This window comes from Streptomyces sp. SID14436 (assembly GCF_010548465.1).
Classification (GTDB): domain Bacteria; phylum Actinomycetota; class Actinomycetes; order Streptomycetales; family Streptomycetaceae; genus Streptomyces.
Genome location: NZ_JAAGMD010000233.1, coordinates 1 through 9,042, shown reverse-complemented (window position 1 = coordinate 9,042; position 9,042 = coordinate 1). Strand labels below are relative to the sequence as shown.

Genomic DNA, 9,042 nt, shown 5'->3' with positions numbered 1-9,042 from the left:
GCCCGCGCCGGCGGCCGGACCGCCGGAGCCGTCCGAGCCCGTCGAGGAGGCGGAGCCCGCGCCACCGCCCCTGCGCGCGGAGACCGGCGGCCCCTCCTCGGACCTGTTCCGCCAGTACCTGCGGGAGATCGGCCGCATCCCCCTGCTCACGGCGGCCGAGGAGGTCGAACTCGCCCGGCGCGTCGAGGCCGGACTGTTCGCCGAGGAGAAGCTGCGGCTCACCCCGGACCTCGACAGCCGGCTCGCCCTCGACCTGGACCGGCTCGTCGTCATGGGCCGCATGGCCAAACGCCGCCTGATCGAGGCGAACCTGCGGCTGGTCGTGTCCGTGGCCAAGCGGTACGTGGGCCGCGGACTGACCATGCTCGACCTGGTGCAGGAGGGCAACCTCGGCCTGATCCGGGCCGTCGAGAAGTTCGACTACGCCCGCGGCTACAAGTTCTCCACCTACGCCACCTGGTGGATCCGCCAGGCCATGTCCCGTGCCCTGGCCGACCAGGCCCGCACCATCCGGGTGCCGGTGCACGTCGTGGAACTCATCAACCGCGTGGTCCGCGTCCAGCGCCGCATGCTCCAGGAACGGGGCTACGAGCCGACGGCCTACGAGGTCGCCGCGCAGCTCGACCTCGCGCCCGAACGGGTCGGCGAGGTGCTGCGCCTGGCCCAGGAACCGGTGTCCCTGCACGCGCCGGTGGGCGAGGAGGACGACGTCGCGCTCGGCGACCTCATCGAGGACGGCGACGCGGCCAGCCCCGTCGAGTCGGCCGCGTTCCTGCTGCTCCGGCAGCACCTGGAGGCGGTGCTGTCGACGCTGGGGGAGCGGGAGCGCAAGGTCGTGCAGCTCCGCTACGGCCTGGTGGACGGGCGGCCGCGCACGCTGGAGGAGATCGGCCGGATCTTCGGCGTGACACGCGAACGCATACGCCAGATCGAGTCCAAGACCCTCAACAAACTGCGCGACCACGCCTTCGCGGACCAGCTGCGCGGCTACCTGGACTGAACGGGGCCGGGCCGGAGGGGGAGCACCCCCCTCCGGCTCCCCCTAGTCCACCTCCGCCACGGCCTGCGCGAACTGGGCCCGGTACAGGCGGGCGTACGCGCCCTCGGCCGCCACCAGGGCCTCGTGCGTGCCCTGTTCGACGATCGCACCGTCCTCCATGACGAGGATCGTGTCCGCGTCCCGGATCGTCGACAGCCGGTGCGCGATGACGAACGACGTGCGGCCGTGGGCCAGTTCGGCCATCGCCTTCTGGATCAACACCTCGGTCCGGGTGTCCACCGAACTGGTCGCCTCGTCCAGCACCAGGATCACCGGGTCGGACAGGAACGCCCGCGCGATGGTGATCAGCTGCTTCTCGCCGGCGCTGACCCCGCTGCCCTCGTCGTCGATCACCGTGTCGTAGCCGTCGGGCAGCGTGCGGATGAACCGGTCGGCGTGGGCGGCCCGGGCCGCCTCCTCGATCTCCTCGCGGCTCACCTCCCGGGCGGCGCCGTAGGCGATGTTCTCCGCGATGGTGCCGCCGAACAGCCAGGTGTCCTGGAGCACCATGCCGATCTGCGAGCGCAGCGCGTCCCGCGACATCCGCGCGATGTCCACGCCGTCCAGGGTGATCCGCCCGCCGGAGACCTCGTAGAACCGCAGCAGCAGGTTCACCAGGGTGGTCTTGCCCGCGCCGGTCGGGCCGACGATCGCCACGGTGTGCCCCGGCTCCACCGTCAGCGACAGGTCCTCGATCAGCGGCTTGTCCGGGCTGTAGCGGAACGACACGTGCTCCAGCGCCACCCGCCCGCGCGGCTCGGCCGGCTGCTCGGCCGGTTCGGTGTCGGGCCGCTGCTCCTCGGCGTCGAGCAGTTCGAAGACCCGCTCCGCCGAGGCGACCCCGGACTGCACCAGGTTGGCCATGGACGCGACCTGCGTCAGCGGCATCGAGAACTGCCGCGAGTACTGGATGAACGCCTGCACGTCCCCGATGGACAGCGAACCGGACGCCACCCGCAGCCCGCCGACGACCGCCACCAGCACGTAGTTGAGGTTCGACACGAAGAACATCAGCGGCTGCATCATGCCGCTGTTGAACTGCGCCCGGAACCCGGCCTCGTACAGCGCCTCGTTCTCCTCGGCGAACTGCCGGGCCGACTCCTCCTGCCGCCCGAACACCTTCACCAGCGTGTGCCCGGTGTACATCTCCTCGATGTGCGCGTTGAGCGTGCCGGTGCTGCGCCACTGCTGCACGAAGTGCGGCTGCGACCGCTTGCCGACGCGGGTGGCGACCACGAACGACAGCGGCACCGTCACCAGCGCGACCAGCGCGAGGATCCAGGAGACGTAGAACATCATCGCCAGCACGCCGATGATGGTCAGCAGCGAGTTGATCAGCTGCCCCATCGACTGCTGGAGCGTCTGCCCGATGTTGTCGATGTCGTTGGTGGCGCGGCTCAGCACCTCGCCGCGCTGCCGCCGGTCGAAGTAGGACAGCGGCAGCCGCGACAGCTTGCCCTGCACGTCCTCGCGCATCCGGAACATGGTGCGGTTCACGGCCCGGTTCACCAGCCGCGTCGCCACCGCCATCAGCAGCCCGGCCACCAGGAACACCGCCAGCGCGAACAGCAGCACCCGGCCGACGGCGGCGAAGTCGATGCCCTCGCCCGGGGTGAAGCCGGTGCCGCCGAGCATGTCCGCGACGTCGCCGTCACCCCGCTCCCGCATGGCGTCGAGCACCTGTTCCCTGGTCTGCCCGGCCGGCATGTCCCGGCCGACGATGCCGTCGAAGACCAGGTCCGTCGCCCGGCCGAGGATCTTCGGCCCGATCACGCTGAGCCCCACGCTCAGCACCACGCAGGCCAGCAGCACCGTCAGGGTGAGGCGTTCCGGCGCGAAGCGCGCGACGAGCCGTTTGACCGACCCCTTGAAGTCCATCGACCGCTGGTCCGGGCCGCCCCCGGCCATCATCCGTCCCCCGGGCCCCGCCATCAGGCCGCCTCCGCTTCCGTCAGCTGGGAGAGCACGATCTCCCGGTAGGTCTCGTTGTCCGCCATCAGCTCGTGGTGCCGGCCGGTGCCGACGACCCGGCCCTCGTCGAGCACCACGATCCGGTCCGCGTCCCGGATGGTCGCCACCCGCTGGGCGACGATCACCACGGTCGCCTCCGAGGTCTCCCGGGCGAGCGCCTCGCGCAGGGCCGCGTCGGTGGCGTAGTCGAGCGCGGAGAAGGAGTCGTCGAAGAGGTAGATCTCCGGCCGCTGCACGAGCGTGCGGGCGATCGCGAGCCGCTGCCGCTGACCGCCGGAGACGTTCGTGCCGCCCTGGGAGACGGGCGCGTCCAGCCCGCCCTCCAGCCGCTCCACGAACTCCCTGGCCTGCGCCACCTCCAGCGCGTGCCACAGTTCCTCGTCGGTGGCGTCGGGGTTGCCGTAGCGCAGGTTGGTGGCCACCGTCCCCGCGAACAGGTAGGGCTTCTGCGGCACCAGGCCGACCGTCCGGGCCAGCAGCCGCGGGTCGAGGGCGGTCACCGGCACCCCGTCGACCAGGACCTCCCCGGAGGTCGCGTCGAACAGCCGGGGGACCAGCCCCAGCAGGGTGGACTTGCCGCTGCCGGTGGACCCGATGACGGCGGTGACCTCGCCGGGCCGGGCCACCAGGTCGACCGCCCGGAGCACCGGTTCCTCGGCCCCCGGATAGCGGAACCCGGCCCCCCGGATCTCCAGGTGCCCGTGCCGGCGCAGCTCGGTCACCGGCGCGGACGGGGGCACCACGCTCGACGAGGTGTCCAGCACCTCGTGGATGCGCTCGGCGCACACCTCCGCGCGCGGCACCGACATGAACATGAAGGTGGCCATCATCACGGACATGACGATCTGCATCAGATAGGCCAGGAACGCGGTCAGGTCGCCGATCTGCATCCCTCCGCTGTCGATCCGGTGCGCGCCGAACCAGACCACCGCGATCGACGACAGGTTCACCACGGTCATCACCACGGGGAACATCAGCGCCAGCAGGTTGCCGGTGGCCAGCGACATGTCGGTCAGGTCGGTGTTCGCCGCGCGGAACCGCCGCCGCTCGTAGTCGTCCCGTACGAACGCCCTGATCACCCGGTTGCCGGTGATCTGCTCGCGCAGGACCCGGTTCACCGTGTCCAGCCGTACCTGCATGGCGCGGAACAGGGGGCGCAGCCGCCGCACGATCAGCGTCACGCAGATCCCCAGCACCGGCACCACCGCGACGAGGACACCGGACAGCGGCACGTCCAGCCCGAGCGCCATCACGATGCCGCCCACACACATGATCGGCGCCGACACCATCAGGGTGAACGACATCAGCACCAGCATCTGCACCTGGAGGACGTCGTTCGTCGTCCGCGTGATCAGCGAGGGCGCGCCGAAGTGACCGACCTCACGGGCGGAGAACGACTGCACGCGGTCGAACACGGCCGCCCGCACGTCCCGTCCGACCGCCGCCGCCGTCCTGGCGCCGTAGTACACGGCACCGATGTTGCACACCACCTGCGCCAGCGATACGACGATCATGAGCGCGCCGTGCCGCAGGATGAAACCGGTGTCGCCCCGGACGACGCCGTCGTCGATGATGTCCGCGTTCAGGGTGGGCAGGTAGAGCGTGGCGCAGGTCTGCAGGAACTGCAGCAGCACCAGCAAGGTGATGGGTCTGCGGTAGGGCCCGAGGAAGGTCCGCAGTAGTCGTATGAGCACGCTGCTTCTCTCGAAAGGGGTCGGCGGGGGAACAGACGGTTGCCCCTGGCCCCTATCGTCGGACAGCCCACCCGTGTTACCTCAACCGATTTACCGCTGCCCGCCGAAGGCCCCCGGGTGGGTCTGCTCGCGCACCGACACGAACTGCTGACGGACCGCCTGACCCACCGCCAGCTCCTCGCCCGGGTCCAGCACCTGCGCCGCCGCGCCCTGCCAGACGGGCGGGGTCCGCGGATCCAGGGTGCCCTGCGAGGCGCCGAGCGCCCAGGCCGCCTGCCGGGCCGCACCGATCGCCGCGTAGTCCGCGGGCTGCGGCACCATCACCTGCGCCCCGAACAGCGCGGGCGCCGCCGCCTGCACGGCCGGCAGTTCCGCGACCGACCCCAGCAGGAACACCCGGCGCACCTCCACGCCCCGGCCGCGCAGCACGTCCAGGGCGTCCGCGAGCCCGCACAGCATGCCCTCGAACGCGGCCCGCGCCAGGTGCTCCGGCTTCATCGACTCGCGCCGCAGCCCGGCCAGTGTCCCCGCGGTGTGCGGCAGGTTCGGCGTCCGCTCCCCCTCCAGGTAGGGCAGCAGCACCAGCCCGTGCGCGCCCGGGGTCGACTTCATCGCCAGGTCGGACAGGCTCTCCAGGTCCGGCAGCCCCAGCAGTTCCGCGGTGCCGCGCAGGGTGCGGACCGCGTTCAGCGTGGTGACCACCGGCAGGTGCATGCCGGTCGCGTCGGCGAGCGCGGTGATCATGCCGGTGTGGTCGTAGAGCGCCTCGGGGTGCACGGCCATCACGGAGCCGGAGGCCCCCAGCGACACCACCGCGTCCCCCAGGCCGATCCCGAGCCCGAAGGCCGCCGCCATCGTCTCGCCGGTCCCGGCGGAGATCAGCAGGCCCTCCGGAGTGGTGCCGGCCGCGTCGGCCGGGCCGATCACCTCCGGCAGCATGGCCTGGTGCCCGAGCGCGAGCTCCACCAGGTCCGCCCGGTAGGCGCCGGTGGCCGCCGCCCAGTAACCGGTGCCGGAGGCGCCGCCGCGGTCGGTGGTGCGGCGCACCGGCCGGCCCAGCAACTGCCACACCAGCCAGTCGTGCGCCTGGAGCGCGACCGCGGTGCGCAGCGCGTTGTCGGGTTCGGTGCGGGCCAGCCAGCGCAGCTTGGTCACCGGCTGCGCGGCCTGCGGCACGCATCCCACCGCCTGCGCCCACGCCTCGCGCCCGCCGAGCGCGTCGACCAGGTCGGCCGCCGCGACCTGCGCCCGCTTGTCCCCGCCGACCATCGCGGGCCGCACGGTGTTGCCCTGCGAGTCCAGGGGCACGAGCGCGTTCTGCTGCGCGGAGACCCCGATGGCCTGGACGCCCTCCAGCAGGCCGCCGCCCGCGGCCTCGCCCAGCGACAGCAGCCAGGCCTGCGGGTCGACGTCGGAGGGGCGGTGACCGTCGGGGCTCTCCACCGGATGCGGCGCGTAGCCCTGCCTGAGCACGACTCCGGTGTCCGCGTCACAGACCACGATGCGAGTGAAATCGGGCGCACTGTCCAACCCGGCGACTATCCCCATGGCCAAAATTCTGCCGTATCACGGCACCCGGGGCGGCCGAGGGCGCCGTCCGGGTGCCGGGGGCGGTGCCGGGCGCGCGGCCCCCGCGTCCCCGGGGGCCGGACGCTCAGGTGTTGCTGGTGCCCCAGTCGTCCTCGGCGGGGCCGTGCGCGGTGCGCTCGCGCAGGGTGCGCACCCGCTGCGCCACCGAGTCGGGCACCCGGTCGCCGACCTTGTCGCTGACCACGTGGTAGGCCTTGCCCGCGAACTCGCGGCTCTGCTGGGCGGCGGTCTCCGCGGTGTTGCGGACGGCGGGGTTCTGCGCGAACTGCTGGGCGGACTTCTTCAGCTGCTCGTAGCGTTCCCGTCCGGCGCGCGTGCCCAGCACGTACCCCAGGACGACTCCGGCGACGAACGTGAGCCGGTACCGCATGACGGCCACCCTTCCCTTGCGTAGGTCTGCGTAGACTGCGTCGGACTCGTGCGGCACGGGCGCCGGGGAGTACCGATTGGCGGAGCACCCCCCTGCTTGCGCTAATGTATGTGTCGCAGCGAGCGCGCGCCCCCTGGCGGATACCCAGGGAGGTACGTTCGATGCAACGAGGCATTCCTCCGTAGCTCAATTGGCAGAGCAGCCGGCTGTTAACCGGCAGGTTACTGGTTCGAGTCCAGTCGGGGGAGCTCGGTCCTCCGTAGCTCAATTGGCAGAGCAGCCGGCTGTTAACCGGCAGGTTACTGGTTCGAGTCCAGTCGGGGGAGCATGCTGAACGAGGACCCCCTCAGGGGTCCTTTTTCATGCCCTGAGGAACCGTTCGCGACCGGGCGCAGTCCTCATGGTCGGCAGGGCCGTACGCAGCCGACCAGCCGAGGCAGGAGATCGTATGAGCGGCTATGCTGCGGCAGACGGCGCGTACACATGTACGCGACACGCCGCTATGGGGCGGTAGCTCAGCCGGTTAGAGCAACGGACTCATAATCCGTCGGCCGTGGGTTCGAGTCCCACCCGCCCCACCACGCCTCCCAGGAGAAGTCCCCCGGGGTCGCGTGTGTCACCCCCTCCGCGTCCCGGACGGCCCCTCGGCGAATGCCATGATGGGACGGCGGGACAGGGCTCCCGCCTCGGACGATGCCGATCCACGGAAGCAGGGGACGCGACATGGCCACCGGAACCACCGAAAGCCCGGCCACCCTCTACGGGCCGGTCTCCCTCTTCTTCGGTGTGGCGGGACTCGTCCTCGCCTTCTTCCTGGGCTTCTTCGGCATCCTGGCCGGCGCGCTCGCCGTCACCTTCGGGGTCCTCGGCCTGGTCAGCGGGGCCGGCAAGCGGACCCAGTGCGTCCTCGGACTGGCGACCGGTGCCGTCGCGGTGCTCTTCCCGCTCGGCTTCCTCCTCCTCTACACCGGAGGCCTGTGACGGCTGCCCGAGCCACCGGCTCCGGCGGGCATTGCCCTTAAGTGCCTTGCCCCTTTGGACACTTGTACCCCTTCCCTCCCCTTCCTAGGGTCCTGGCAGGTGCCTGACACACAGGGCGCCCGGTGTCACGGCGGGTCCGTGGCGCCGACGGGGATGAAGGGATGTCTGTGCAACTCTCGCGTTTCAGCAAGGTGACGGCGCTGTCCGTGACTCCGCTCGTGCTCGTCGCGGGCGGATTTCAGGCGACGGCCCTCGCCGCCGACTCGACGGCCTCCCCCGACCGGGCGGGAGCGACGTTCGCCGCCGCGGGGCTGTCGGGCGCGTCCGGTGACGGACTGAAGGACGTGACCGGCTTCGCCGCCGGCAGCGCCGAGGGCAAGGAACTCAAGGCGCAGGGCATCAGCGTGGTGCGCGCCGGCTCCGGCGAGACCGCGGTCGTGGACTCCTCCTCCGCCCACGAGGGCATCACCGCCGCGGCGGGCAAGGACTTCGTGGAACTGTCCTGGAAGGGCTACGCCGACGACGCCGCCTACGTGGTGCTGCGCGACGGCAAGGAGCTGGCCCGGACGGCCGCGGGCCAGGAGTCGTTCCGCGACACCTCCGTCGAGGCGGGCGCCGACTACGCCTACCAGGTCGCCCCCGTGGTGCCCGAGGAGGGCCACCCCGACGCCAAGGTCTGGGGCATGAACGTCTCGGTCCCCGCCACCGGCTCCCTCACGGGGCTGCGCGCGGAGGCGGCCCAGCAGGCCGGCGCCGCCGCGGCGGCCAAGACCACCACCCTCAGCTGGGTCGCGTTCATACCCCAGAAGAAGATCGACGCCCCCAAGGTGGGCTGCGACTACGGCAAGGGCTACCAGTTCGGCGGGGACGGCCGCACCAAGTTCGACTGGAAGTCGGGCAAGTACCGGGCCGCGCTGCACGCGACCGTGACCTGGAGCAGCAAGAAGGTCACCGGCAACAAGTCCGTCAAGCCGACCACCGTCTACAAGAAGTCCACCGGCAAGCAGGTCGCCAAGAAGACCGCGACGGACAAGCACATGTCCGCCAAGAAGCTGGGCTCCGGGACGAACAACGTGGACGTCCGGATGGTCATGCACGCGTCCAACCCGTTCTGCAAGGGCCTGGGCGGGGTCAAGGGGGCCATCAGCGGCGCCGCCACCGTCAACCTGACCAAGAGCGGCAACTGGACCATCCGCTCCGGCAAGCACCGCCTGATGCCCAACCACCACATCTACATCTACAACGGTGGCAAGGTCACCAACGTCTACACCCGCAAGTACGCGAACGTGTCCTGCCTGATCGGCTCGGCCCTGTGCCGGGAGGCCGACCTCACGGGACGCTACGGCAAGTTCTGACCGAGCCGCGGCAGCCGCAGCGCGGGGAGCCCGCCGGCGCCG

At 71.3% G+C, this 9,042-nt stretch carries 7 protein-coding genes and 3 tRNA genes; 6 read left to right on the top strand and 4 right to left on the bottom strand.

Going from position 1 to position 9,042, the window contains the following annotated elements:
- Positions 1 to 1,000: RNA polymerase sigma factor (locus tag G3I53_RS08435; RefSeq protein ID WP_239063678.1), on the top strand; the 1,000-nt coding region annotated here is incomplete at its 5' end.
- A 42-nt stretch (positions 1,001 to 1,042) separates the two neighbouring features.
- On the opposite strand, the gene G3I53_RS08430 is transcribed toward G3I53_RS08435, so the two are convergent.
- The 4 genes from G3I53_RS08430 to G3I53_RS08415 all read right to left on the bottom strand — a co-directional run bounded on the left by G3I53_RS08430 (position 1,043) and on the right by G3I53_RS08415 (position 6,664).
- Complete coding sequence (locus G3I53_RS08430; protein ID WP_164336974.1) at positions 1,043 to 2,971, bottom strand: ABC transporter ATP-binding protein; 1,929 nt, start codon at positions 2,969 to 2,971, stop codon at positions 1,043 to 1,045.
- Positions 2,971 to 4,704, bottom strand: coding sequence for an ABC transporter ATP-binding protein (locus G3I53_RS08425; RefSeq protein ID WP_164336976.1), 1,734 nt, complete (start codon positions 4,702 to 4,704; stop codon positions 2,971 to 2,973). The genes G3I53_RS08430 and G3I53_RS08425 overlap by 1 nt, the downstream gene beginning before the upstream one ends.
- Before the next feature lie 90 nt (positions 4,705 to 4,794).
- The gene (locus G3I53_RS08420; RefSeq protein ID WP_164438188.1) at positions 4,795 to 6,252 is read right to left on the bottom strand and encodes an FGGY family carbohydrate kinase; all 1,458 of its coding nucleotides are present in this window, start codon (positions 6,250 to 6,252) and stop codon (positions 4,795 to 4,797) included.
- A gap of 106 nt (positions 6,253 to 6,358) precedes the next feature.
- A complete protein-coding gene (locus G3I53_RS08415; RefSeq protein ID WP_164338602.1) occupies positions 6,359 to 6,664 on the bottom strand; it encodes a YtxH domain-containing protein in 306 nt (101 codons plus the stop codon).
- Between the two features lie 175 nt (positions 6,665 to 6,839).
- Here G3I53_RS08415 and G3I53_RS08410 point away from each other — a divergent pair.
- The 5 genes from G3I53_RS08410 to G3I53_RS08390 all read left to right on the top strand — a co-directional run bounded on the left by G3I53_RS08410 (position 6,840) and on the right by G3I53_RS08390 (position 9,000).
- Positions 6,840 to 6,912, top strand: a tRNA-Asn gene (locus G3I53_RS08410).
- 5 nt (positions 6,913 to 6,917) lie between these two features.
- Positions 6,918 to 6,990: transfer RNA gene (locus G3I53_RS08405), tRNA-Asn, on the top strand.
- A 178-nt stretch (positions 6,991 to 7,168) separates the two neighbouring features.
- Positions 7,169 to 7,245 (top strand) — tRNA-Ile (locus G3I53_RS08400).
- Positions 7,246 to 7,387: 142 nt separating this feature from the next.
- Positions 7,388 to 7,645 carry a hypothetical protein gene (locus tag G3I53_RS08395; protein ID WP_164438187.1) on the top strand — a complete coding sequence of 86 codons (258 nt, stop codon included), beginning with the start codon at positions 7,388 to 7,390 and terminating at the stop codon, positions 7,643 to 7,645.
- Positions 7,646 to 7,806: 161 nt separating this feature from the next.
- The gene (locus G3I53_RS08390) at positions 7,807 to 9,000 is read left to right on the top strand and encodes a hypothetical protein (protein WP_203616751.1); all 1,194 of its coding nucleotides are present in this window, start codon (positions 7,807 to 7,809) and stop codon (positions 8,998 to 9,000) included.
- Positions 9,001 to 9,042: the final 42 nt, after the last annotated feature.